We start from the raw sequence: 23,567 nt of genomic DNA on the forward strand, positions 1-23,567 counted from the left end.
GCGGCATGGAAAGCCTGCTGCAACTCCTGGCCGCGACGCTGAACGCCGGCACGCCGCTGGCGCTGGCGGCGCTGGGGCTGGCCATCCACGAGCGCGCCGGCGTGATCAATCTCGGGGCCGAGGGCATGATGCTGCTGGCCGCCGCCGCCGGTTTCGCCGTGGCCTTCCACACCGGGAGCCCGGTATGGGGGCTGGCGGCGGGGGCGGGAGCAGGGGCTGCGCTGGCCGCCGTGTTCGCGCTGCTGGTGGTCGTCTTCAACGCCAGCCAGTACGGCAGCGGCCTGGCGGTGATGCTGCTGGGGTCGGGGCTATCGGCCTTCGCCGGCGTGTCCTACGCCGGCCGTTCGCTCGGGCAGGGCCAGGCAGGCCTACCGTGGCTGCGCGGCATTCCCGGCCTGGGAAGCACCGTGTTCGCGCTGCATCCGCTGGTGTACGCGACGATGGCGCTGGCCGGCCTGCTGGCGGTATTCCTGTACCGCACGAGGGCCGGCATGCTGCTGCGGGCGGTGGGGGAGTCGCCGGAGTCGGCGCACGCGCTCGGCTATCCGGTGGGCCGCATACGCGTGCTCGCGATCCTCGCGGGGGGGCTGTGCTGCGGGCTCGCGGGTGCGTATCTGTCGGTGGTCTATACGCAATTGTGGAGCGAGGGCATGGTGGCCGGCCGGGGCTGGATGGCCCTGGCGTTGATCGCCTTCGGCATGTGGCATCCCGTGCGCATCCTGCTGGGCGCGTATCTGTTCGGCGGGCTGACCATGTTGCAGTTCCAGCTGCAAGGCATGGGCGTTCAGGTGCCCTCGCAGTTCCTGGCGATGCTGCCCTACGTCTGCACCGTCGCGGTGCTGGCCTTGCGCGGCGGCAACCCCGGCTGGATGCGCCGGAACATGCCGCGCGCGCTGGGCAGGCCCTTCCTGCCCGAACGCTAGGCCGCGCTACGCCTTGCGTCAGTGGCCGGATCCCGCCGGGAGCAGCGTCAGTCGATGGACGTCGGGGCCGGGCAGGAAGGGCGTGGCCTTGCCATCCGTCCATGCCGAGTGGCCGGCCAGGAAAAAGGGCGACAGCGGATGGCCCGAGGCGCCGCCCGGCATTTCCATCAGTCCGTGTTCCTCATGTCCCGGCGACACCACGAAACGCTCGGACGCGCCGAACGACGGGCCCTGGATGCGCGGCATGTGGATGTCGCCCGGCATGGGGCGGGCAGGCGCCGACAGCCAGGGCCTGACGGCCGCCGGCAGCACCCGGGCCAGGGGATGCTCCATGGCGAGGCGGTTGCGGTCGCCCCAGCGGATCTCGTCCAGGGGGCGGCCGTCGGCGCTGACCGAGGCGATGGCCGTGTCGATGCGTTCGAGCATGAAGGCGTGCCAATCCGCGGCATAGGCCGGTTTCCAGGCACGGGCACGCACCAGGCTTTCCATGGTGGCCAGCACGCGCGACGAGGCGCGGCGCATCGACAGTCCACCGTCGATGGCGGCCAGTCGCTCGTCCAACGCGCCGAACCACGCGTCGTACAACGCGTCGTGGTAGGCGCGCAGCAGCGCGTAGGCGGCACTGCCGGTGTCGGCGCGTCCGCTCCAGGATTGCACGATGCGCCGGAAGGCGGCCCGCCGCGGATGGCTGGCGACGGCGGCGTCGTCCAGCTCGGCCAGGGCCTGCTCGCGCAGGAATGCGATCCACGAGGCCCGGTCGTCCAGCTGGATGGCGAGCAGGTCGCGCTCGCTGAAGCGTTCGCCGGCGAACAGCGCATCGCGTATCTGAGTTCCGCGGGCACCGACATCGGCGCCGCCGTCCCCGATCCTGCGTTGCGTGGCTTCGTTCGCGAGTTGCGTGCTGTTGGCCGTCCAGAGCCGCCCGTAGGCCGGGGCGACGATCGCGGGATAGTCCGCCGGAGCGAGGCGGGCGAGTGCTGCCGCGGCATGGTCCGCCTCGACCGGAAAGCCCAGCGGATCGAGCGTGGCGGTGGGCAAGGGACCGGCCAGCGTCCAGCCTATGTCGCCGCGGCGATCCGCCACCACCAGATTCTGCGTGGGAATCCCGGCCGTCTGCGCGACGTGCATCGCCTGTTCGACGTCGTGCGCCTCTTCCATGTCGGCCAGCCCCACGTTGGCGGCATCCGGCAGGTAGGCGATCCAGCGTATCGCGTAGACCTTGCCGTTGGCCTGCCGCAGCGGACCCCATGGGGTCTCGCGCACGGGCAGCATGACGGGCCCGGCCCCTTTCACGTCGATGCGCTCCATCGTTTCCGGCGCGGTTTCCCACGTGCCGGCCGGGCCCCGGTAGCGCGACGGATCGGCCGCATCGGGCTCCAGCCGCACCAGGTCGATGAAATGGCCGTAGCTGTTGGTGAAACCCCAGGCGACGTCGCCGTTGCTGCCCGCCACCACGATGGGGGCGCCGGGCAGGCTGACGCCGCTGATACGCCGTGGGCCCGAGGCCGAGGGAAACTCCAGCGTCAGCCGATACCAGACGTTGGGCAGGCGCAGGCCCAGGTGCATGTCGTTGGCCACCAGCGCGCGGCCGCCGGCGCCATGGCGCGCGTCCACGGCCCAGCCGTTGCTGCCCAGCGCCGACGAAGTGGTACCGGCATCCACCATCAGTTCGGCGGGAATCGCCCCGCGCGTGCGTGGCGCGCGGGGCGCGTCGATCCAGTCGGGATGCGCATCCACCAGCGCGGTGTCCGGCGCGGCCGGCTGCGCGGGGAAAGGGGGGCGGTCCAGCGGCGCGTCCCAGTGGCTGCGCGTGGGCAGCAGCGCCGCGAGCAGCGGAGCGGGCAGGAGGTCGCGCAGCGCCTCGCGCGAGCGCACCCGCAGCAGTTCGCCGCCTTGCAGGTCCAGGTACATCGCATAGATGGCCAGCAGCGTGTCCACGGGCCGCCAGGGTTGTGGCGGCGCGCCCAGCAAAAAGTATTCGAACGGCCGTGCGCCGAGCGCGGCCAGGCCGGCATTGACGCCATCCGCGTAGCGTTCCAGCAAGGCGCGGTGGGCGGGCGGGAGCGCGGCGTAGGCCCGCTCCGCGCGGGCGCGGAAACGGTGCACGCGCACGCGCCGGTCCAGCGGCACGGCGGCCTCGCCCACCAGCGCGGCCAGTTCGCCGGCGGCCGAGCGCCGTACCAGGTCCATCTGGAAATAGCGGTCCTGCGCATGGGCGAAGCCGGTGGCGTAGGCGGCGTCGGCGCGGTTGGCCGCACGGATGGTGACGCTGCCCTGGGCATCGCGCGCGATCGTGGCGGGCTGGGCCGTGCCGGATGCGCCGAGTTCTCCGTCGACCCGGGGCAGGCTGGCGCGCAGGGTGAGCCAGGCGGCCGCGATGGTGGCGATGCCCAGGACGAGCACCGCCGCCACCGTGAGCAGGGCAAGATGGGCGGGGCGTTGGGGGCTACGGAATTTCATGGTGCGCGGATTGCCGTCCAATGTGTTTGCCGGGCACATTGTGCCCGTTCTGTTTCAAGCGCACGACATTCCGGGCTGTCGATGAAAAATTCTTGGTTGTCCGCGGACATGGACAGTGGCGCGTTCATGAACGGGTCTTCTTCCAGGCCGAGGTGGGCCTGTGCCGTTCATCCGCAGCGTCAGGCTGCATCGTGGAACAGCAGTTCCAAGCCGATGCGTTCGCCCTTGCGGACACGGCTGATGGCGTGTTTGAGGTTGACCCGGTAATAGCCCTGGCTTCCCTTGACGGGGCGTTCCGCCGTGGCTATGACGGCCACGTCTCCAAGCTTGAGCGGCAACACCGCCGGCCGCGACTGCATGCGCGGGCGTTGCTCGGTCATCACGAATTCGCCTCCCTGGAAATCGACGCCCGGCTCGGACAGCACGGCGACGATCTGCATGGGGAAGACCTGCTCGCCGTCATTGCGCTGGTGCAGCGATACATGGCCTTCGCCGCCGAGCCGGCTCAGATGGGACTGCGCCCGCGTCTGGCCTGCCTCCCGGTTGCGTCGCAAGAAGTCCCCCAGTTCCGCCGGATAGCGAAGAGCGACGCCCAGGGTCTCGTTCCAGCGATTGGCGATGGCGACAAGGCGGCGATAAAGCGCCGTGCGCCACAGTTCCAGAGGTGCCGGCATACCGGCGTCGAAGTAGAACAACTCATCGCGCCCAAGATTACCGGCTTCCAAAGCCACTCGGCGGGCGCCTGCCGCCGTGGCCTGTTGGGCCAGATCGCGCGCCACGTCCACACCCAACAGACCGGGCAGCACGACATAGCCCTCGGCATCGAGCTGCAGGCCGATGTCCGTCCAGTTCAGGCGATCGAGGGGCGCGTCAAGCGAGGTCATGAGAACTCCTCCCATCCTTTAAGGTTCGAGCGTTTCCATGGTCACTTCGCGTCGTGGAAGATCAGGCCCACGGTATGGCGGTGACCGCTTCGGATGCGACTGACGCCATGCCGCATGGCCACCTTGCGGGTGCCGCGCCGACCCATTGCCGGTCGCTGGTTGACGGTGAACACCACCGCGTCGCCTTTGCGCAGCGCGACGACATCCGCGCGGTGGCCCTTGTTCGACAGCTCCGTCATGATGAACTCGCCGCCGGTGAAGTCCCTGCCGGGTTCCGACAGCAGGATGGCAACCTGCAAAGGAAAGACGTGATCGCCGTAGAGATCCCGGTGCAGGCAGTTGTAGTCGCCCTCGCCGTACTGGAGGATCAGCGGCGTCGGCCGGGTCTGGCCGGCCTCATGGCACCGGCGCAGATAGGCGTCCAGGTCATGAGGGTACTGCGCGCCGATCTTCAGCTGTCGATTCCAACGATTGGCGATCGGCGCCAGCCGGGGATACAGCGCGTGGCGCAACTGGTCGAGCAGCGGTGGCAAGGGGTAGGCGAAGTATTTGTACTCGCCTCGCCCGAAGCCGTGGCGAGCCATGACGATCCGCGCGCGATAGCCTTCTTCTCGCGCATAGAGCGCTGCGAGGCCATCGCATTGCCCCGCCGTCAGCAGGTTGGGCAGCACGGCATGTCCCTGTGCATCGAGCGACTGTTCGATGCCCGGCCAGTCGTACGTCTCGGGCGCCATGGCAAGTCCCTGGCTTGCCACGGCGTTCATGCCGCGAACCCTGCAGCCACCTTGCCGGCTTCCTTGGCCAGCAGCGTGCGCTTGCGCTCGACGCCCCAGCGATAGCCGGAGATCGAGCCATCCCTGCGCACCACGCGATGACAGGGAATGGCGATGGCCAGGACGTTGGCCGCGCAGGCGCCCGCTACGGCACGGACGGCTTCCGGTACGCCGAGATCACGCGCGACGTCGCTGTAGCTGCGGATCTTGCCTGCCGGGATGCCGCACAATACCTGCCAGACCTTCTGCTGGAACGCGGTGCCGCCGATGTCGAGATTGATAACGCCCTGGGACGCGTCTTGGTCGATGAAGCCAATGATTTGTCCCAGCTCGTGTCGCAGAGAAGGCTGATCAGGCTGCAACTCGATATTCGGAAAGGCAGCCGTGAGCTGGTCGCTCAATGCCCGCGCCTCCTCGCCAAGGAAGATGGCGCAGATGCCGCGCCGGCTCCGGGCGACAAGCACTTCGCCCAGCGCTGCTTGACCGACGGCGAAGCGAATAGGGCCTTCCACCTGGCTGCCAGGGGCGCGAAAGTCGTACTTGAACATAGAAACGGAACGGGGCTTCATGGCAATGTTCCTTTGTGGTGACAAGGTGGGATCAGTCTAGGCGTCCATTCCCTTCTTGAAACTCCGCTCTTTGCGGTTGAATTCTTTTTCCCGCCTCGCCATTCAAGAAGTCGCATCTTGCCGTCGATCCCCCTTCGCACCGTGGTGCCGGTGAAGGGCCTCTAGGCGGCCAGTCCCAATCCCTTCGCCACGCCTTCCCCATACCGCGGATCCGCCTTGGCGAAGTGCGCGATCTGGCGTTCCTGGATCTCGCGCGGCACCGTCTTCATCGCGTTGACGATGTTCTCGATCAACAGGGCCTGCTGGCCGGCGCTCATGAGGCGGAACAGGTCGCCGGCCTGCGTGTAGTCGTCATTGCCGGCGCGATGGTCGTAGCGGTCGGCATCGCCCGAGAGCGGCAGCGGCGGTTCGCGGTGCGCCGCATCGTGGCGGGGCGCGTCGGCCACGCTGTTGGGCTCGTAGTTGGCGGCGCCGCCGAAGTTGCCATCGAAGCGCATGGCGCCGTCGCGCTGGTAGGTCCGCACCGGCGCATGGGGCCGGTTGACCGGCAGCGCCTGGTAGTTCGTGCCGACGCGGTACAGGTGCGCGTCATGGTAGGCGAACAGGCGGGCCTGCAGCATCCTGTCGGGGCTGAAGCCCAGTCCACGCACGATCGCCGACGGCGAGAACGCGGCCTGCTCGACCTCGGCGAAATAGTTCTCCGGATTGCGGTTCAGCGTGATGACGCCCACTTCGATGAGCGGGAAGTCCGCGTGGGGCCAGACCTTGGTCAAGTCGAAGGGGTCGTAGGGCGTGGCGCGCGCCTGATCCTCGGTCATGACCTGGATGCAGAAGCGCCACTTAGGGTAGTCGCCCCGCTCGATCGCCTCGAACAGGTCGCGCTGGGCGTAGTCGGGATCCTCGCCGGCAAGCCGGGCGGCGTCGCGCGGATGCAGGTTGCGTATGCCCTGCAGGCTGAGTACGTGGTACTTGACCCAGACGCGCCGGCCCTGGGCATCGAGCATGCTGAACGTGTGGCTGCCGAATCCGTGCATGGCGCGATAGCCGTCGGGCGTGCCGCGGTCGGAGAACAGCGTGGTGACCTGGTGCAGCGATTCGGGCGACAGTGACCAGAAGTCCCACATCGCGGTGGGGTTCTTCATGTTGGTGCGCGGGTCTCGCTTCTGGGTGTGGATGAAGTCGGGGAACTTGATGCCGTCGCGGATGAAGAAGACCGGCGTGTTGTTGCCCACCAGGTCCCAGTTGCCTTCGTTGGTGTAGAACTTGATGGCGAAGCCGCGCGGGTCGCGCTCGGTGTCGGCCGAGCCCTTCTCGCCGCCCACGGTGGAGAAGCGGATGAAGACGTCGGTCTTGCGGCCTACTTGCGCGAACAGGTCGGCGCAGGTGTAGCGGGTGATGTCGTTGGTCACCTCGAAGACGCCGTAGGCGCCCGAGCCCTTGGCATGCACCACGCGCTCGGGGATGCGTTCGCGGTTGAAGTGCTGCAGCTTCTCGACCAGGTGGAAATCCTCGATCAGGACGGGGCCGCGCGGGCCGGCGGTCTTCGAGTTCTGGTTGTCGGCGACAGGCGCGCCCGTTGCGGTGGTGAGAGTCGTCATGCCTAGCTCCGAATTGTCGAGGCCCCACGATAGGCCGCCCTGGGTTATTGGTAAATTGAATTGAATAAATCATCGCAATAGGCCGATTCAATGAATGATAAAATGGCGCGTTCGTTCGTGTCCGCCCCGGCGCAGCTTCCCGCCGGCCGGATCTTTTTCCGGGAAGCCGTGTTCGAGGAGAACCAGCGTGAAAAACCTCGTTTCGGTGCCGCTTGCGCACCGTGAACAACCTTGTCCCCACGAAATGGAAACCATGGCCGGCCTTGCCAGCGCGGGGCGCCGCCGCGTCCTGGGCTGGCTGGCGGCGGGCGCGCCCATCGCCGGCGCGGCCCTGGGCATGCCGCGCCTGGCCCGGGCGGCCGATCCGCTGTCCGTGGGGTTCGTGTACATGTCGCCCATCACCGATGCGGGCTGGACGCGCCAGCACGAGGATGGCCGCCTGGCCATGGTCGCCGCGCTGGGGTCGCGGGTGGCCACCCGGGTCGTCGAGAACGTGCCCGAGAACGCCGACGCCGAGCGGGTGATACGCGATCTCGCGCGCCAGGGCTGCAAGCTCGTCTTCACCACGTCCTTCGGCTACATGGACGCGGTGATGCGGGTTGCCCGCGAGTTCCCGGGCGTGGTGTTCGACCAGGCCTCGGGCTACCGTCTCGCGCGCAACCTGGGCGCCTACAACATCCGCTTCTACGAGGGCCGCTATCTGGCCGGACTGGTGGCGGGGGCGATGACGCGCAGCCACGTCCTGGGCTATGTCGCGGCCCTGCCTATCCCGGAGGTGATCCAGGGCATCAACGCCTTCACGCTGGCAGCACGCAGCGTCAACCCCAAGGTCCAGGTGCGCGTGGTCTGGACGCAGAACTGGTTCGATCCCCCGCGCGAGCGCGACGCGGCCCAGGCAGTGCTGCGCCAGGGCGCCGACGTGCTGACCAACCACTCGGGGTCGTCCGCGGTGGCGCAGGCAGCCGAGGCGGCGGGGGCGTGGATGCTGGGCTATACGTCCGACATGAGCCGCTATGCGCCGACGCGCCAGCTCGGCGCCGTCGTGCATCGCTGGGGCGACCATTACATCCAGGCCGCGCGCGAAGTGCTGGACGGCACCTGGGCCTCGCGGGCCATCATGGGCGGCCTCAAGGACGGCATGATCGCGCTCGAGGCGCTGTCGCCCAAGGTGCCCCAGGCGGTGCGCGCGTCGGTGGACGAGGCGCGCGGCAAGATCGCGGCGGGCGCGCTCCATCCCTTCGGCGGCCGGCTGGTGGACAACCAGGGCAAGGTGCGCCAGCAATCCGGCGTGCCGAGCCAGAAGGACGTCGACCACATGGACTGGTTCGTCGAGGGCGTGGTGGGCAAGGCGGTGGCCTGAGGGCGCTCCGGTAAAGTAGCGGGGCCGCGTGAACCGCGGGCGGCCGGCGTGGTCCTATCGGGGCTGCCCGGCACGCCACGCGTAGCGCGGCATGCATCGCCCGGGCGTTCGCCTTCGATCCACTTCCTTTCCCGCCGGCCATGACCACCGACATCCGTTCGTTCTCACCGCTGTCCCTCCTGGCCCAGGCCTGGCGCATGACCGTGCGCGACTGGCGCGCCGGGGAACTCAGGCTGCTGGCGATGGCGCTGGTCATTGCCGTGGCCTCGGTTTCCAGCGTGGGCTTCCTGGCCGACCGCATCCGCCAGGCGCTGGAACGGGATGCCGCCCAATTGCTGGGCGGCGACGTGGTGCTGATTTCCGATAACCCGATCGACCAGGGGCCGCGCGAAGAGGCGCGCCGGCTGGGGCTGACGGTGACCCAGAACCTGCAGTTTCCCTCCATGGCCAGCGTCGGGACGGGCGACGCCGCGCGTTCGCAACTGGCGGCCTTGAAGGCGGTGCGGCCGGGCTATCCGCTGCGCGGCAGCCTGCGCGTGGCCGATGGCCCCACCGCGCCCGACCAACCGACGCGCGAGATCCCCGCGCCCGGGACCGCCTGGGTGGACCCGCAACTGCTGTCGCTGCTGGAGGTGCGCGTGGGAGACGACCTGCAACTGGGCGACCGGCATTTCCGCATCGCGCGCGTGATCACGGTGGAACCCGATCGCGGCATGAATTTCATCAACGTCGCGCCGCGGGTCATGATCCGCGAGGACGACCTGGCGTCCACCGGCTTGGTGACCTTCGGCAGCCGTATCACCTACCGCCTGCTCGCCGCCGGACAACCGGCGGCGGCACGCGAGTACGCGGCCTGGCTGCAGGCCCATCCGCAGCGCGGGCAGCGCGTGGAGACGCTGGATTCGGGCCGGCCCGAGATGCGGCGGACCATCGACCGGGCGCAGCAGTTCCTGTCTCTGGTGGCCCTGCTGGCGGCCCTGATCGCGGCGGTGGCCGTGGCGCTGGCCGCACGGCGCTTCACGCTGCGCCATTTCGACAGCGTGGCGGTGATGCGCTGCCTGGGCGCGACGCAGACCACGCTGACCTGGCTGTTCGCCGCCGAGTTCCTGATCATCGCCCTGGGGGCGGCCGCCGTCGGCAGCGCGCTCGGCTATGCCGCGCACGAAGGCCTGATCGCCGCGCTGGGCGGCCTGATCACGGCCGATCTGCCGCGTGCCGGGCCGCTGCCCGCGATACAGGGTTTTCTTGCCGGCGTCTGGCTGCTGATGGGCTTCGCGTTGCCGCCGCTGGCCCAGTTGCGCCATGTCGCGCCCGCCCGGGTATTGCGCCGCGACACCGGCGTCGCGCCGGCGCGCACCGCGCTCGGCTACGGCATGGGCGCGGTGGGCTTCGCGCTGCTGCTGCTATGGTTCGCGCGCGACCTGAAGCTGGGCCTGATGGTAGCCGGGGGATTCCTGGGCGGCTTCCTGCTGTTTTCCGGCATCTCGTGGCTGGGGCTGCGTTGGCTGGAGCCGCTGCGGCAATGGCAGCGCGGGCCGGTGGCCCTGCGTTTCGCGCTGGCGGGCGTGGTCCGCCGCCGTGGCGCCACGGTGGCGCAGATATGCGCCCTGGCGGTGGGGCTGATGGCGATCCTGCTGCTGTCCATCACCCGCGGCGACCTGGTCGAGGGCTGGCGCAGCGCCGCGCCGCCCGACGCGCCCAACCGTTTCCTGATCAACATCCAGCCGGACCAGCGCGAGGCGGTCACGCAGCGCCTGGCGCAGGCGGGACTGGGCCACGTGCAGCTGTACCCCATGATCCGTGGGCGCCTGGTCGAGATCAACGGCCGCGCGGTGGGGCCGGCCGACTACCAGGACGATCGCGCGCAGCGGCTGGTGGACCGGGAGTTCAACCTGTCCTACATGGACCAGTTGCCGGGCCACAACCGCGACGTGGCCGGCCGCTGGCTGGACCCGGATGCCGCCGAGGTGTCGATGGAGCAGGGCATCGCGAAGACCCTGGGCGTGAACCTGGGCGACACGCTCCGGTTCGACATCGCCGGCAACGCGGTCGACGTGAAGGTGACCGGCCTGCGGGCGGTGGACTGGGATTCCATGCAGGTGAACTTCTTCGCCATCCTGTCGCCGGCGGCGCTGCGCGACATGCCGCAGAGCTGGATCACCGCGCTGCACCTGCCGCCCGAGCAGGCCGACCTGTCCAACGCGCTGATCCGCGAGTTTCCCAACCTGACCATCTTCGATACCAGCGCCATCCTGCGACAGGTGCAGGACGTGCTGGAGCAGGTGGTGGCGGCGGTGCAGTTCCTGTTCCTGTTCACGCTGGCCGCCGGCTGCCTGGTCCTGTATGCGGCGCTGGCCTCCACCCGCGACGAGCGGGTGCGCGAGGCCGGGCTGCTGCGCGCGCTGGGGGCCACGCGCCGGCAGCTGTCGCTGGCGCAGTGGCTGGAGCTGGCCGCCATAGGCGGCGCGGCGGGCGTGCTGGCCGCGGCCGGCGCGTCGGTGATCGCGTGGTTGCTGGCCCGCCATGTGTTCAACTTCGCGCTGACGCCGAACCCGTGGGTTTGGGTGGCCGGGCTGCTGGTGGGCGTGGCGTGCGCCTGGGCGGGGGGATGGATGGGGCTGCGCGGCGTGCTGCGCCAGCCGCCGCTGGCGACCCTCAGGGAAGCCTAGCGCTTTTCGATGATACCGAGATGAACGACAAGACGATATTGATACGCGAGCCCGAGGAACCGGCTCCGGCCGGTCAGACCGTGTTCGACGTGATCGGCGGCGAAGCGCGCGTGCGCGAGCTGGTCGACCGGTTCTACGACCTGATGGACCTGGACGCGGACCTGGCGGAGCTGCGCGCCGCGCACGGCCCGTCGCTGGACCAGGCCAGGGAGAAGTTGTTCTGGTTCCTGTGCGGCTGGATGGGCGGCCCCGATTACTACATTCGCCGCTTCGGCCATCCCCGCCTGCGGGCACGCCATCTGCCGTTCTCGATCGGCACCACGGAGCGCGACCAGTGGGTGGTCTGCATGGGCCGGGCGATGCAGCAGGTCGGCGTCGAGCCGGCGCTGGCCGACAAGCTGCTGGCCTCGTTCTACAACACGGCGGACTGGATGCGGAACCGGCCGGAGTAGGCCGGACTCATGCGCCGTCGCCGGATCTCTCCCAGGGGGGCGTGCCGCCCAGGTGGTCGCGCAGCCAGGCCAGCAGCAGTTCCATGCGCGGCAAGGCGCGCTTGCGGGCCGGGATCAGGGCCTTGAGCCATACGTCCTGCAAGGGGTGGTCCTCCAGCAGCGCCACCAGGCTGCCGTCCGCGAGCGCGCGCCGCGCAACATAGGTGGGCAGGACGGCGATGCCGTTGCCGGCGCGGGCCGAGGCATAGAGCACATAGTTGTCGTTGGCGCCCAGGCGCGCGGGCACGTCGACGCTGATGGGCCCGCTCGCGCTGTTGAAGTGCCAGCTGTGGCCGGTGGGATTGAACACCAGGCAGTCGTGGTCGGCCAGGTCGCGCGGATGGCGCGGGGCGGGCCGGCGCGCCAGGTAGCCGGGCGCGGCGCAGACGACCTGGCGCAGCGGGCACAGCGGCTCGTCCACCACGCCCTCGTAGCTGTCGGCGCGGCCGCTGACCGAGATGTCGAAGCCTTCCTCGGCGGGATTGGCCGACCGGTCCAGCAGCGCGACCTCCAGGGTCAGCCGTTCATGGCGCCGCTGGAAGGCCGCGAGGATGTCGGCCAGGTACAGCACCGTGAGCGAGGTCGGGGCCCGCAGCCGGATGTGGCCGTCCAGCGCATCCTGGTCGCGCTTGAGTTCCGAGGCGATGTCATCGAAATCGCTGACCAGCGCGCGCGCCCGCGCGTGGAACTTGTGGCCGGCCTCGGTCAGCGTCACGCGGCGGCTGGAGCGTTCGAACAGGCGCGCGCCCAAGGTCCATTCGAGATGGCCGACGCGCTTGGCCACGACCGAGGGCACGGTATCGAGCTGGCGCGCGGCCTCCGAGAAATTGCCGCCGCGCACCGTGGCAAGAAAGGCGCGCAGGTTGGCCAGGGTATCCATTTTCTATTCCAAAACGCGAAAACTGGTGCTTCGAATTAGACCAGATAATCCGTTTTGAAATAGATAACATGTCCGCTTCCCTGAATGACAAGGTGGAGCAATGACAACGGCACATCCGGCCAGCGTGACCGAACCCGCGCGGCAGACCCCCATCCTGGGCGAATTCGACGTGGTGGTGCTGGGCGGCGGCCCCGCCGGCATGACGGCCGCCGCCGCGGCGGCGCGCCACGGCTGCCGTACCTTGCTGATCGAGCGCTACGGATTCCTGGGCGGCATGGGCACGGCGGCCGGCGTGACCAATTTCTGCGGCCTGCACGCCAATGTATTCGGCGACAACCGGCGCGTGGTGCACGGCCTGGCGGACGAACTGCTGGCCACGCTGGAGAAGCTGGGCGGTTTGTGCGAGCCGCATCGCATGTTCCAGGACAAGATCATGGCGCAGGCCTACGACAACGCGGCCTACAAACTGGCCGCCGACGATCTGGTCGTCGCCAGCGGCAGCCAGCTTCTGTTCCACGCGCAGGCGGCCGGGGTGCTGATGCGCTCGCCGGCCGAGATTGCCGCGCTGCTGGTCGAGACCAAGTCCGGCCGTGCCGCGGTGGTCGGCAGGATCTACATCGATTGCTCGGGCGACGGCGACATGGCGGCCGCGGCGGGCGTGCCCTATGAAAAGGGCGATGGCCACGGCGGCATGCTGTATCCGTCGACCATGTTCCGCGTCAACAACGTCGATCCGGCCCGTGCCGGCAGGGCCTGGGAACACTTCGGCCGCCTGATGGAGGAGGCCGCCCGCGACGGCCGCCGGTTCGCCCGCAAGACGCCCATCGTGCGGCCGCAGAAGAATCCGGTCGAATGGCGCGCCAACGTGACCCAGCTCAGCAACCCGGACGGGACCGCGATCGACGGCACCGATGCCTGGCAACTGAGCGAGGGCGAGTTGCAGGGACGGCGCCAGGCCCGCGACTTCTTCGAGTTCCTGCGCGAGTACGCGCCGGGTTTCGATGCCTCGTACATCCTGGAGATCGCGCCGCAGGTCGGCATACGCGAGACGCGCCGCATCGTCGGCGAATACCAGTTGACCGAGGGCGACGTGCTGGGCTGCGCGAGCTTCGAGGACACCATAGGCGTGAACGGCTGGCCGGTCGAGGCCCACGTCGCCGGCGACATCGTATTCAAGTTCGTCGACGTGCCCAACGTCAGGGGCTTCAACCACCTGCCGTACCGCATGCTGCTGCCGCTGGGCGTGGACAACCTCCTGGTCGCGGGGCGCTGCGCCTCGATGACCCACATGGGCCAGTCGGCCGCGCGCGTGACCGGCCCGTGCTTCGCCATGGGCCAGGCGGCCGGCACGGCGGCGGCCCTGTCGCTGCGCGCCGGCGTGGCGCCGCGCCGACTCGACGTGGCCGCCCTGCAGCAAGTGCTGGAGCGGGACGGCGCCTACCTGGGCCGGGACATGTAGGCCTGGCGGCAGTAGGTAATTTTCTTCATCACAAGGAGACAATATCGTGATCAGACGCCTGGCTGCGGCCATGTTTTTCGCCCCTTTGCTGGCCGTTCCCGCCCATGCGCAATGGCCCGAGAGGCCGGTGCGCATCATCGCTCCCTTCGCTCCGGCTTCCACGCCGGATACCCTGGCCAGAGTGCTGTCCGAACGCCTGTCCAAGCGGCTCAAGCAGACTTTCGTCGTCGAGAACAAGGCCGGCGCCGGTGGCATGATAGGCACCGACCACGTCGCCAAGGCGGCGCCCGACGGCCTGACGCTGGGCGTAAGCATCACCGGTCCGCTGGTGAACAACAAGCTGCTCTACAAGAAGATGCCGTATGACCCGGACCGCGACCTGACGCCCATCACCATCGCCGTGATGCAGCCCAGCGTGATCGTCGCACGTGCCGGACTGCTTGCTGCCAACCTGGAGCAACTGGTCGCGCTGCTCAGGCAGTCGCCCGGCAAGTTCAACTACGCCTCCATCGGCAATGGCTCGCTGTCGCACCTGACGATGGAACTGGTCGCCTCGCGCAGCGGCACCAGCATCGTCCATGTGCCGTACGGCGGTTCGAGCCAGGCTGTGACCGCCTTGCTCGCCGGCGATGTCGACATGGCGTGCCTGCCCGCCGCCGCGGTGCAGTCCTTCGTGAAGGCCGGCAAGCTGCGCGCCATCGCCGTCACCACCGGCGCCCGCACCCGCTTCATGCCCGAGGTCCCGACCCTGGCCGAACAGGGCATGAAGGGCGTGGACACCGGTGCCTGGATGGGGATCGTCGCGCCGGCCGGCCTGGATCCGGCCTTGAAGTCCCGCATCCACGACGAGGTCGTCCGGGCGCTGGAGGAACCCGAGGCGCGCAAGGCGTTCGACAGCCAGATGATGGAAGTCGTGGCGGGTACGCCCGAGGCGTTTTCCGCCTACCTGAAGGAAGAGGCGGATCGCTGGTTTCCCATCATCCGCAAGAACGGGATCGAGCTGGATTGAGCGCGCACGGCCCCCCGGCTTGGGGCCCGCGTCGCCTGAGCCTAAAATCCCTGGTTTTGGGGGCCGAGTCTTGACCGAATACCTGTTGTGGGGCAGCGCCGTCGCTGCCGTGCTCGCGGCATTGTTCGCACTGTTGGCGCTGCTGCGCAAGCCGGGGGCGGATCCGCGCCTGGACCAGATCCTGACCGAGCAGGAGCGCCTGGAGCGCACGCTGCGGGCCGACATCACCGAGAGCCAGCGTGGCCTGCGGTCGGAACTGGCCGAGTCCACGCGCGGGCTGCGCACCGAACTGGGCCAGACGCTGGCCCAGGGCATGCAGGCGCTGGGCGGCCAGCAGGCGCAGCAGGCCCAGGTGCTGAACCAGCAGCTCGACGCTTTCGCCCAGAACCTGACCACGCTGACGGCGCAATTGCAGGAACGCTTCGAGGCGCTGCGCATTTCGCTGACCCGCGACGCCGCGGCCAACCGCGACGAGAGCGCGCAGGCCCTGCAGCGCTTCGCCGATCGTTTCTCCGAACAATTGCGCGTGCTGACCGAGGCCAACGAGCGCCGCATGGTCGAGGTCCGCACGACCGTGGAGCAGCGCCTCAAGGACATGCAGGCCGACAACTCCGTGAAGCTCGAGGAGATGCGCCGCACCGTGGACGAGAAACTGCACGCCACGCTGGAACAGCGGCTGGGCGAGTCCTTCAAGCTGGTCTCCGACCGGCTGGAGGCCGTGCACAAGGGGCTGGGCGAAATGCAATCGCTGGCGGCCGGCGTGGGCGACCTCAAGCGCGTGCTGACCAACGTGAAGACGCGCGGGACCTGGGGCGAAGTGCAGCTCGGCATGCTGATCGAGCAGACCATGACGCCGGCGCAGTATGCCCGCAACATCAAGCCGGTGCCCGGCAGCGACGAACTGGTGGAGTTCGCCATCCGCCTGCCGGGACGCGGTGACGATGCCGTACCGGTGTGGCTGCCGATCGACGCCAAGTTCCCCAAGGAGGAATACGAGCGGCTGGTGGACGCGCAGGAGCGCGCCGACCTCGATGCCGTGCGCGCCGCCGGGCAGGCCTTCGAGCGCGGCGTGGAGCTGGAGGGCCGCCGCATCGGCTCCAAGTACATCGCGCCGCCGCATACCACCGATTTCGCCATCATGTTCCTGCCCACCGAGGGGCTGTACGCGGAGGTCCTGCGGCGGGCCGGCCTGATGGACAAGCTGCATGCGCTGCGCATCAACGTGGCCGGCCCCAGCACCCTGGCCGCGCTGCTGAACAGCCTGCAGATGGGGTTCCGGACGCTGGCCATCGAGCAGCGTTCGTCCGAGGTCTGGAAGGTACTGGGCGCGGTCAAGTCGGAATTCGGCAAGTTCGGCGACGCGTTGGCCAGCGTGAAGAAGACGCTGGAAACCGCCAGCAACAAGATCGGACAGACCGAGGTGCGCACCCGCGCCATGCTGCGCAACCTGAAAACCGTCGAAGCCCTGCCGGAAGGCGAGACACGCCAGTTGCTGGGGACCGAGGACGACAACCTCGCGGCCGACGAGGCCGACGGGGAAGCGGACAACTAAGACACGCGGGGCCAGGCCCCCGGGGAGGCTGGCATGACCATCGCATTCTGGTGTGTGTTCGTCGCGGTACTGATGCCCTACGTCTGCTTCGGTATCGCCCGGAACAGGGCGCGGCCGTTGCGCGACAACCGCGATCCGCGCGATTTCCCGAACCGCATACAAGGCATCGCCAAGCGCGCCTGGAGCGCGCACCTGAACGCATTCGAGACCCTGCCGGGTTTCGCCGCGGCGGTGATCATCGCGCACCTGGCCGGTACCCCGCAGCACCTGGCGGATGGCTGGGCGCTGGCCTGGGTCGCGGCGCGGCTGCTGTTCATCGGTTGGTACCTGGGCGACAAGCCGGGCCTGCGCTCGGCCGCGCACGTCGCCAGCATGATGTGCGTGCTGGGGCTGTTCGTGTCCGCGACCGTGGCGGCGGCATGAGGCCGTAAAAATGTGCAACAGAATGGTTGCACGTATCCCGGGCCTCGATATACTGCAACCGAAACGTTGCAGAAGGGGTCTCCCATGAAGACGTACGACCGCATCGAAAAGCAGGTCGTGTTGCGCGCGCCGGTCGAGCGCGTGTGGCACGCCCTGACCAATATCCAGGAGTTCGCGCAGTGGTTCGGTGTCAAGCTGGACCACCCCTTCGCCCCCGGCCGCGCCATCACCGGCAGCTTCGAGGGCGGCTTCGACCAGGACGAGATCGAGCGCTACCAGGCCTCGCTGGGCCTGCAGCCGGCGGCGATACGGCAGCCGCTGCCGCATGAGGTGTTCTGCACCGTCGAGCGCATGGAAGCGCCGCGTCTCTTCAGCTTCCGCTGGGTGCCGTTCGGCATCGACGCGGACTGCGATCCCGGGCAGGAGCCGACGACCCTGGTCGAGTTCCAGTTGGAACCCATCCCCGAGGGCACGCGGTTGACCATTACCGAGTCGGGCTTCGAGCGCGTGCCGGCACACCGGCGCGAACGGGCCTTCATGATGAACGATGGTGGCTGGAGTGCCCAGGCCGACAACATCCGGCGCCATGTCGAAGGTGCGTGAGCATGAACTGGCGCGGGTGTTCGCCGCGCTGGGCGATGCGACCCGGCTGGCCCTGGTCGCCCATCTGCTGGCCGGCGGAGCCCTGTCGGCCACCGCGCTGGCCGAGGGCAGGGACATTTCGCGGCAGGCCATCGTCAAGCATCTCCAGGTGCTGGAGGCGGCGGATCTCGTCGTACGCGAGCGCCATGGCCGCGAGGTGCTGTACGCCCTGGATCCGCGCCGCGTGGACGAGGCCAGGGCGTTCCTGGACGCGATCTCGGCCGGGTGGGACCGCGCCATCGGCCGCTTGAGGAAACTCGTCGAGTCGCCGTGACGCCGCTGGCCTGGCCCGGCGTTTGCAGGATCAGGCAAAACACACGCAGGAATCGGTATTGTCCCCGGGCTATCGCCTTACGTAACCTCTGTTCCGGGCCGGATAGGGATCCGGCATCTTTTCCGCAGGGGACGTGGCAATGGCGATTCAGCTCGAGATCAATGGCAAACAGACTGCGCTGGACGCGCCCGGCGAGATGCCGCTGCTATGGGCCCTGCGCGATCTGGCAAACCTGACCGGCACGAAATACGGGTGCGGGATGGCGCTGTGCGGCGCCTGTACGGTGCATGTGGGCGGCGAGCCGGTGCGTGCCTGCGTGACGCCGGTGTCGTCCATCGAAGGCAAGCCCGTCACGACCATCGAAGGCGTGGGGAGCGACGCCGTGGGCCGTGCGGTGCAGGCCGCGTGGCAGGAACTGGACGTCGCGCAATGCGGGTACTGCCAGTCGGGCCAGATCATGTCGGCCGCCGCGCTGCTGCGCACGAACCCGCGTCCCACGGACGAGGACATCGACGGAGCGATGAGCGGCAATGCCTGCCGCTGCGCGACCTATGTCCGTATCCGGGCCGCAATCCATCGCGCCGCCCAGGCGCTGGCTTGAGGGGGAAGGCATCATGGCATTCACCCTCGACAACCATGCGGACCGCCATCAAGCCTCCCTGGTCAACGTCAGCCGCCGCCGGTTCGTGCAAGGCGCGGGCGTGCTCGTGCTGGGCTGGCAGCTGCCCGGCGTCCTGGCGGCGCAACCGGCGGACAAGGCGGACCCCTTCGTTCCCAATGCCTTTCTGTCCATCGATACCCAGGGCCGCGTGACGGTGTACGCCAAGCACGTGGAGATGGGGCAGGGGGCCTATACGGGCCTGGCGACCCTGGTGGCCGATGAGCTGGACGCGGACTGGGCGCAGGTACGGGTCGAAGGCGCGCCCGCCGACACGGCGCGCTACAAGAACCTGGCCATGGGCATACAAGGTACCGGCGGCAGCACGGCCATGGCCAACTCCTTCAAGCAGATGCGCGAGGCGGGCGCCGCCGCGCGCGCGATGCTGGTCGGGGCGGCGGCGCAGGCGTGGAAGGTCGACCCGGCCACGATCACGGTGCGCGAAGGCGTCGTCCGCCACGCCGCGTCGGGCCGGCAGGCCGGGTTCGGCGAACTGGCCGCGGCCGCCGCGGCGCAGCCGGTGCCCGCCAGGCCCAGGCTGAAGTCGCCCAAGGATTTCCGCCTGATCGGCAAGGCGTCGCTGCGGCGAACGGATTCGGCCGACAAGGTGCACGGCCGTGCCCGTTTCACGCAGGACGTCAAGCTGCCTGGCATGCTGGTCGCCATCGCGGCCCACGCGCCGCGTTTCGGTGCGACCGTGGCCGGCTACGACGCCAGCGCCGCCCTGGCCGTCCCCGGCGTGGTGGCGGCGATTCCTTTCGAGGGTTCGGCGCATCGCTCGGCCGGCGTCGCGGTGCTGGCGCGCAATACCTGGGCCGCACGCACCGGGCGCGATGCCCTGAAGGTGCGGTGGGATGAAAGCCGCGCCTACACCGAGGGCAGCGACGAACTCCTGGCCCGGTATCGCCAGGCCGCGTCGCGCCCGGGCTTGCCCGCCGCCACGCGCGGCAACGTCGAGACCGCGTTCGCCAAGGCCGCCAAGGTGATCGAGGCGGACTACGAGTTCCCGTTCCTGGCCCATGCCAGCATGGAGCCGCTGAACTGCGTCGTGCAACTGGGCGACGGCCGGTGCGAGATCTGGAACGGCGAGCAGTTCCAGACCATGGACCAGAAGGCCGTGGCCGACTATCTCGGCATCGCGCCCGAGCACGTCACGATCAATCAGCTGTATGCCGGCGGCAGCTTCGGCCGGCGTGCCAGCCCGCACGCCGACTACGTGGTCGAGGCCGTCGCCATCGCGCAGGGTGCGCGCAAGGCGGGATTCGACGTTCCGGTCAAGATGGTGTGGACGCGCGAGGATGACATGCGAGGCGGCTACTACCGGCCCGCCTACCTGCACCGCGCCAGGCTCGCGCTGGACGAGCGGGGCAGGCTGCAGGGATGGCAGGTGCGGGTGGTCGGGCAATCGCTGATCAAGGGTTCCGTGTTCGAGGAATTCATGGTCAAGAACGGCATCGACGCGACCTCGGTCGAGGGCCTGTCCGACCTGCCTTACGGCATCCCCAACCTGAGCGTGAAGCTGCATACTCCCGACGACGTGCGGGTACCCGTGCAGTGGTACCGGTCGGTCGGGCATACGCACACCGCGTTCACCGCCGAGACGCTGGTCGACGAGGCGGCGCATGCCGCGCGCCGCGATCCGGTGGCTTTGCGGCGCGAGCTGCTCAAGGGCCATCCGCGCCACCTGGCGGCGCTGGAGACGGCGGTGCGCGCCGCGCAATGGGACCGTCCGCTGGCGGCGGGGAAAAGCGGCGTGCGCCGGGGCCGGGGCGTGGCGGTGCACGAGTCCTTCAACAGCGTGGTCGCGCAGGTGGTCGAGGTGAGCGTGGATGCCGGGGGCGAACTGAAGGTGGATCGCGTCGTGTGTGCCGTGGCGTGCGGGCTGGCGATCAATCCGGACGTGGTCAAGGCGCAGATGGAGGGCGGCATAGGCTTCGCGCTGTCGACGGCCCTGCACGGCGCCATCACGCTCGACAAGGGAGCCGTGGTGCAGAGCAACTTCCACGATTATCCCGTGCTGCGCATCAACGAGATGCCGCGTGTCGAGGTGCACATCGTGCCGTCCCAGGACGACCCCACCGGCGTGGGCGAGCCCGGCGTACCGCCGCTGGCGCCGGCCCTGGCCAATGCGATCTTCGAGGCGACCGGGGAACGCGTGCGTACCCTGCCGATCCGCACGCCTTTGCGCAAGGCGGTCTGAGCATGGCAATATCGTCGCTCCGCGCCTGCTTCCCGCGATGACCATGTCCCAGCCGGCTCTTCCCCTCGATACCGTTGCATCGGACGAAGCCCCAGGGCGGCTGGCCGCCGCGCGGCGCGAGCTGGCCAGCTGCATCGCGCGGCACGCGCCGGTCGACGGGACGCATCCCAGCGCGTATCCGGGGCTGTCGTTCGTGCGCTTCTCCGGTCCCTCGGGATCGAACTGCGGCTTCTATCGTCCTTCGCTCACGATCGCCGCGCAGGGCGCCAAGCGCGTCGAACTGGGCGAAGCCGTCTACGAGTACGACGAGCGCCACTTCCTGCTGTCCTCGTTCGACCTGCCGGTGCAGGCCCGCATCACCTGCGCGTCGCGGGCCGAACCGTATCTGTGCGTGGCGCTGGACATCGACCCGCAGCGCCTGGGCGAACTGGTGGGCGAGCACGGCCTGCCATCTGCTCCCGAGGCTCCCGGCATGCGTGGGCTGGCGGTCGGGACGACGCCGCTGGCCCTGATCGAGCCCATGCTGCGCCTGGTGCGCCTGCTGGATACGCCCGAGCACCTGCCGGTGCTCGGGCCGCTGGCCGAGCGCGAGATCCTGTACCGGGTGCTGACCGGCGAACTGGGGCGGCGGCTGCGCCAGGCGGCCCTGTCGGCCGGGGCTTCCAGCCAGATCGCCCGCGCCATTGCCTGGATCAAGGAAAACTACACCGAGCCGCTGCGCATCGAGGCGCTCGCCCAGGCGGTGAACATGAGCCCGTCCTCGCTGCATCATCATTTCAAGGCCGTCACGGCCATGAGCCCGCTGCAGTTCCAGAAGCAGCTGCGCCTGCGCGAGGCCCGCATGCTGATGCTGTCCGAGTTGCTGGACGCCGGCAGCGCGGCGCGCCGGGTCGGCTATGAAAGTGCTTCCCAGTTCAGCCGCGAATACAGCCGCCTGTTCGGCTCGCCGCCCCTGCGCGACGTGGCCAGGCTGCGCGACGGCGATCCGGCCGAGACCGTGGCGGCCTGAGTCCGCGGCGGTCGGCGCTACACTGCGGGCATGGCGGCCAAGCCGCCGCGACGGCGGGGAGCGATCATGACGGACAGCGACCGGGACGACGCGTTCAACGTGGTGGAGCCGCGCAGCGGCTACAACCTGTACGACACCGACCCCGCGCTGCGGGAAGCGGTCCGGCGCGAAGGGGCCGGCCATGCCGAGGCATCCCTGCGCGAGCAGGGCCGCTGGCTGGGCAGCCGCGAGGCCATGGACGCCGGGCGCGACGCCAACGAGCACCCGCCGCGCTTCGTGCCCCTGGATCCGGTCGGGCGCCGCATCGACGAGGTGCGCTTCCATCCCGCCTGGCATGTCCTGATGACAGACATCGTCGCGCGCGGCCTGCATTCCGCGCCATGGGCGGCGCCCGCGCCGGGCGCCATGGTCGAGCGCGCGGCAGGCTACCTCATGCAGGGCCAGGTCGAGGCAGGCACGCTCTGCCCGACCACCATGACCTTCGGCGCGATTCCCGTGCTGGCGGGCGAACCGGCCGGAGAGGTCGACTTCGCCCGCGACTGGCTGCCGCGCCTTCATGCCCGCCACTACGACGCGTCGGATGCCCCGGTGGCCGGTAAGCGCGGCGTGCTGATCGGCATGGGGATGACCGAGAAGCAGGGCGGTTCGGACGTGCGGACCAATACGACACGGGCCGTGCCATGCGGAGCTTCCGGCCGGGGGCGGGGCTATCTGCTCGAGGGCCACAAGTGGTTCTATTCGGTGCCCCAGTCCGACGCCCACCTGGTGCTGGCCCAGGCCGATGAAGGGCTGTCGTGCTTCTTCGTGCCGCGCTACGCGCCCGACGGCCGCCGCAACGGCGTGCGCATCCAGCGCCTGAAGGACAAGCTGGGCAATCGCAGCAACGCCAGCGCCGAGGTCGAATTCCACGGCGCATGGGGCGCCATGCTGGGCGAGCCGGGGCGTGGCGTGGCCACCATCGTGCAGATGGCGACCTACACGCGGCTGGACTGCGTGCTGGGCAGTGCCGCGCTGCTGCGGCAGGCCACGGTCCAGGCGCTGCACTTCTGTTCGCGGCGCCGGGCGTTCGGCCGGCCGCTGCGCGACCAGCCCCTGATGCGCCACGTCCTGGCTGATCTTGCACTGGAAAGCGAGGCCGCGACCGCGCTGGGCCTGCGGCTGGCGCGCGCCTTCGAGTCCGATGCGCCGCTGGAGCGGGCCATACGGCGCATCGTCACGCCGGCGGCCAAGTACTGGGTCTGCAAGCGCGCCGTGTCGGCCATCGCCGAATGCATGGAGGCCTGCGGCGGCAACGGCTACGTCGAGGACGGTCCGATGCCCAGGCTCTACCGCGAGGCGCCCGTCAACGCGATCTGGGAGGGGTCGGGCAACGTCATGTGCCTGGACGTGCTGCGCGCGATCCGCCGGGATCCCCAGGCGTTCGAGGCACTGGGCGAGCACCTGCGCGAGCGCGGCGGCGGCAGCCCGGAGTTCCGCTCGGCCTGGCAGACCTGGATGGACCTGTGCGCGGGCGACGGCCAGGCCGAGTTCAAGGCGCGCCGCATCGCCGGCCTGCTGGCCGGGCTGATGCAGGCGGCGCTGCTGCTGGAGGCGCCGGGCGGCCTGGTGGGAGAAGCCTTCGTGGCGGCCCGGCTGGCGCAGGCCAGCTGGCTGTACGGCGACAGCGACACCGGCCACGGCGACGCCGTGTGCGCGGAGCTGCTGGCCCGCGCGTGGCCGCCGGGGGGTTGACGC

At 69.4% G+C, this 23,567-nt stretch carries 20 protein-coding genes; 14 read left to right on the forward strand and 6 right to left on the reverse strand.

Annotation, left to right across the window (positions count from 1 at the left end):
- The first annotated feature begins 5 nt into the window (after positions 1 to 5).
- A complete protein-coding gene (locus ABD104_RS04640; RefSeq protein ID WP_087841333.1) occupies positions 6 to 923 on the forward strand; it encodes an ABC transporter permease in 918 nt (305 codons plus the stop codon).
- Between the two features lie 18 nt (positions 924 to 941).
- On the opposite strand, the gene ABD104_RS04645 is transcribed toward ABD104_RS04640, so the two are convergent.
- The 5 genes from ABD104_RS04645 to ABD104_RS04665 form a co-directional block, all read right to left on the reverse strand.
- Positions 942 to 3,383 (reverse strand): penicillin acylase family protein, encoded by a 2,442-nt coding sequence (locus ABD104_RS04645; protein ID WP_132980093.1) that lies wholly within the window; start codon positions 3,381 to 3,383, stop codon positions 942 to 944.
- 179 nt (positions 3,384 to 3,562) lie between these two features.
- On the reverse strand, positions 3,563 to 4,267 hold the full coding sequence (locus ABD104_RS04650) for a 2OG-Fe(II) oxygenase (RefSeq protein ID WP_343927192.1): 705 nt from the start codon (positions 4,265 to 4,267) through the stop codon (positions 3,563 to 3,565).
- A 41-nt stretch (positions 4,268 to 4,308) separates the two neighbouring features.
- Complete coding sequence (locus ABD104_RS04655; protein ID WP_132980095.1) at positions 4,309 to 5,031, reverse strand: 2OG-Fe(II) oxygenase; 723 nt, start codon at positions 5,029 to 5,031, stop codon at positions 4,309 to 4,311.
- The gene (locus ABD104_RS04660) at positions 5,028 to 5,609 is read right to left on the reverse strand and encodes a methylated-DNA--[protein]-cysteine S-methyltransferase (protein WP_087841330.1); all 582 of its coding nucleotides are present in this window, start codon (positions 5,607 to 5,609) and stop codon (positions 5,028 to 5,030) included. The genes ABD104_RS04655 and ABD104_RS04660 overlap by 4 nt, the downstream gene beginning before the upstream one ends.
- A gap of 161 nt (positions 5,610 to 5,770) precedes the next feature.
- Positions 5,771 to 7,207 (reverse strand): catalase, encoded by a 1,437-nt coding sequence (locus tag ABD104_RS04665; protein WP_343927193.1) that lies wholly within the window; start codon positions 7,205 to 7,207, stop codon positions 5,771 to 5,773.
- A gap of 187 nt (positions 7,208 to 7,394) precedes the next feature.
- Here ABD104_RS04665 and ABD104_RS04670 point away from each other — a divergent pair, with 187 nt between their 5' ends.
- The 3 genes from ABD104_RS04670 to ABD104_RS04680 all read left to right on the forward strand — a co-directional run bounded on the left by ABD104_RS04670 (position 7,395) and on the right by ABD104_RS04680 (position 11,688).
- Positions 7,395 to 8,567 carry a BMP family ABC transporter substrate-binding protein gene (locus ABD104_RS04670; RefSeq protein ID WP_343927194.1) on the forward strand — a complete coding sequence of 391 codons (1,173 nt, stop codon included), beginning with the start codon at positions 7,395 to 7,397 and terminating at the stop codon, positions 8,565 to 8,567.
- Between the two features lie 140 nt (positions 8,568 to 8,707).
- On the forward strand, positions 8,708 to 11,236 hold the full coding sequence (locus ABD104_RS04675) for an ABC transporter permease (RefSeq protein ID WP_243724588.1): 2,529 nt from the start codon (positions 8,708 to 8,710) through the stop codon (positions 11,234 to 11,236).
- 20 nt (positions 11,237 to 11,256) lie between these two features.
- The gene (locus tag ABD104_RS04680) at positions 11,257 to 11,688 is read left to right on the forward strand and encodes a group II truncated hemoglobin (RefSeq protein WP_132980096.1); all 432 of its coding nucleotides are present in this window, start codon (positions 11,257 to 11,259) and stop codon (positions 11,686 to 11,688) included.
- Between the two features lie 7 nt (positions 11,689 to 11,695).
- Here the strand turns inward: ABD104_RS04680 and ABD104_RS04685 are convergent, their stop codons facing one another.
- Positions 11,696 to 12,607 (reverse strand): LysR family transcriptional regulator, encoded by a 912-nt coding sequence (locus ABD104_RS04685; protein WP_087841326.1) that lies wholly within the window; start codon positions 12,605 to 12,607, stop codon positions 11,696 to 11,698.
- A 100-nt stretch (positions 12,608 to 12,707) separates the two neighbouring features.
- On the opposite strand from ABD104_RS04685, the gene ABD104_RS04690 reads away from it, so the two are divergent.
- The 10 genes from ABD104_RS04690 (at position 12,708) to ABD104_RS04735 (ending at position 23,564) form a co-directional block, all read left to right on the forward strand.
- Positions 12,708 to 14,066, forward strand: coding sequence for an FAD-dependent oxidoreductase (locus ABD104_RS04690; protein ID WP_087841325.1), 1,359 nt, complete (start codon positions 12,708 to 12,710; stop codon positions 14,064 to 14,066).
- A gap of 46 nt (positions 14,067 to 14,112) precedes the next feature.
- Positions 14,113 to 15,075 carry a Bug family tripartite tricarboxylate transporter substrate binding protein gene (locus tag ABD104_RS04695; RefSeq protein WP_343927195.1) on the forward strand — a complete coding sequence of 321 codons (963 nt, stop codon included), beginning with the start codon at positions 14,113 to 14,115 and terminating at the stop codon, positions 15,073 to 15,075.
- A 70-nt stretch (positions 15,076 to 15,145) separates the two neighbouring features.
- Positions 15,146 to 16,627 (forward strand): DNA recombination protein RmuC, encoded by a 1,482-nt coding sequence (locus tag ABD104_RS04700; protein WP_087841324.1) that lies wholly within the window; start codon positions 15,146 to 15,148, stop codon positions 16,625 to 16,627.
- A 33-nt stretch (positions 16,628 to 16,660) separates the two neighbouring features.
- A complete protein-coding gene (locus ABD104_RS04705; RefSeq protein ID WP_343927196.1) occupies positions 16,661 to 17,050 on the forward strand; it encodes an MAPEG family protein in 390 nt (129 codons plus the stop codon).
- An 84-nt stretch (positions 17,051 to 17,134) separates the two neighbouring features.
- Positions 17,135 to 17,653 carry an SRPBCC family protein gene (locus tag ABD104_RS04710; RefSeq protein WP_132980097.1) on the forward strand — a complete coding sequence of 173 codons (519 nt, stop codon included), beginning with the start codon at positions 17,135 to 17,137 and terminating at the stop codon, positions 17,651 to 17,653.
- Complete coding sequence (locus ABD104_RS04715) at positions 17,637 to 17,966, forward strand: ArsR/SmtB family transcription factor (RefSeq protein WP_087841321.1); 330 nt, start codon at positions 17,637 to 17,639, stop codon at positions 17,964 to 17,966. The genes ABD104_RS04710 and ABD104_RS04715 overlap by 17 nt, the downstream gene beginning before the upstream one ends.
- A gap of 139 nt (positions 17,967 to 18,105) precedes the next feature.
- Positions 18,106 to 18,567 carry a (2Fe-2S)-binding protein gene (locus ABD104_RS04720; RefSeq protein WP_087841320.1) on the forward strand — a complete coding sequence of 154 codons (462 nt, stop codon included), beginning with the start codon at positions 18,106 to 18,108 and terminating at the stop codon, positions 18,565 to 18,567.
- A gap of 13 nt (positions 18,568 to 18,580) precedes the next feature.
- On the forward strand, positions 18,581 to 20,824 hold the full coding sequence (locus tag ABD104_RS04725) for a xanthine dehydrogenase family protein molybdopterin-binding subunit (protein ID WP_343927197.1): 2,244 nt from the start codon (positions 18,581 to 18,583) through the stop codon (positions 20,822 to 20,824).
- Between the two features lie 37 nt (positions 20,825 to 20,861).
- Entirely contained in the window at positions 20,862 to 21,833 is a 972-nt protein-coding gene (locus ABD104_RS04730) for an AraC family transcriptional regulator (protein ID WP_371695898.1), read from the forward strand.
- 66 nt (positions 21,834 to 21,899) lie between these two features.
- On the forward strand, positions 21,900 to 23,564 hold the full coding sequence (locus ABD104_RS04735; RefSeq protein ID WP_343927198.1) for an isovaleryl-CoA dehydrogenase: 1,665 nt from the start codon (positions 21,900 to 21,902) through the stop codon (positions 23,562 to 23,564).
- The last annotated feature ends 3 nt before the right edge of the window (positions 23,565 to 23,567 follow it).

The organism is Pigmentiphaga daeguensis (genome assembly GCF_039523035.1).
Taxonomy (GTDB): Bacteria; Pseudomonadota; Gammaproteobacteria; order Burkholderiales; family Burkholderiaceae_B; genus Pigmentiphaga; species Pigmentiphaga daeguensis.

What these genes read in the sequence shown, in the direction of transcription:
- ABD104_RS04665 (WP_343927193.1), bottom strand. Translation starts at nt 7,207, where the DNA reads ATGACGACTCTCACCACCGCAACGGGCGCGCCTGTCGCCGACAACCAG.
- ABD104_RS04675 (WP_243724588.1), top strand. Translation starts at nt 8,708, where the DNA reads ATGACCACCGACATCCGTTCGTTCTCACCGCTGTCCCTCCTGGCCCAG.
- ABD104_RS04705 (WP_343927196.1), top strand. Translation starts at nt 16,661, where the DNA reads ATGACCATCGCATTCTGGTGTGTGTTCGTCGCGGTACTGATGCCCTAC.
- ABD104_RS04680 (WP_132980096.1), top strand. Translation starts at nt 11,257, where the DNA reads ATGAACGACAAGACGATATTGATACGCGAGCCCGAGGAACCGGCTCCG.
- ABD104_RS04655 (WP_132980095.1), bottom strand. Translation starts at nt 5,031, where the DNA reads ATGAACGCCGTGGCAAGCCAGGGACTTGCCATGGCGCCCGAGACGTAC.
- ABD104_RS04660 (WP_087841330.1), bottom strand. Translation starts at nt 5,609, where the DNA reads ATGAAGCCCCGTTCCGTTTCTATGTTCAAGTACGACTTTCGCGCCCCT.
- ABD104_RS04710 (WP_132980097.1), top strand. Translation starts at nt 17,135, where the DNA reads ATGAAGACGTACGACCGCATCGAAAAGCAGGTCGTGTTGCGCGCGCCG.
- ABD104_RS04725 (WP_343927197.1), top strand. Translation starts at nt 18,581, where the DNA reads ATGGCATTCACCCTCGACAACCATGCGGACCGCCATCAAGCCTCCCTG.
- ABD104_RS04720 (WP_087841320.1), top strand. Translation starts at nt 18,106, where the DNA reads ATGGCGATTCAGCTCGAGATCAATGGCAAACAGACTGCGCTGGACGCG.
- ABD104_RS04730 (WP_371695898.1), top strand. Translation starts at nt 20,862, where the DNA reads ATGACCATGTCCCAGCCGGCTCTTCCCCTCGATACCGTTGCATCGGAC.
- ABD104_RS04650 (WP_343927192.1), bottom strand. Translation starts at nt 4,267, where the DNA reads ATGACCTCGCTTGACGCGCCCCTCGATCGCCTGAACTGGACGGACATC.
- ABD104_RS04715 (WP_087841321.1), top strand. Translation starts at nt 17,637, where the DNA reads ATGTCGAAGGTGCGTGAGCATGAACTGGCGCGGGTGTTCGCCGCGCTG.
- ABD104_RS04640 (WP_087841333.1), top strand. Translation starts at nt 6, where the DNA reads ATGGAAAGCCTGCTGCAACTCCTGGCCGCGACGCTGAACGCCGGCACG.
- ABD104_RS04735 (WP_343927198.1), top strand. Translation starts at nt 21,900, where the DNA reads ATGACGGACAGCGACCGGGACGACGCGTTCAACGTGGTGGAGCCGCGC.
- ABD104_RS04685 (WP_087841326.1), bottom strand. Translation starts at nt 12,607, where the DNA reads ATGGATACCCTGGCCAACCTGCGCGCCTTTCTTGCCACGGTGCGCGGC.
- ABD104_RS04690 (WP_087841325.1), top strand. Translation starts at nt 12,708, where the DNA reads ATGACAACGGCACATCCGGCCAGCGTGACCGAACCCGCGCGGCAGACC.
- ABD104_RS04645 (WP_132980093.1), bottom strand. Translation starts at nt 3,383, where the DNA reads ATGAAATTCCGTAGCCCCCAACGCCCCGCCCATCTTGCCCTGCTCACG.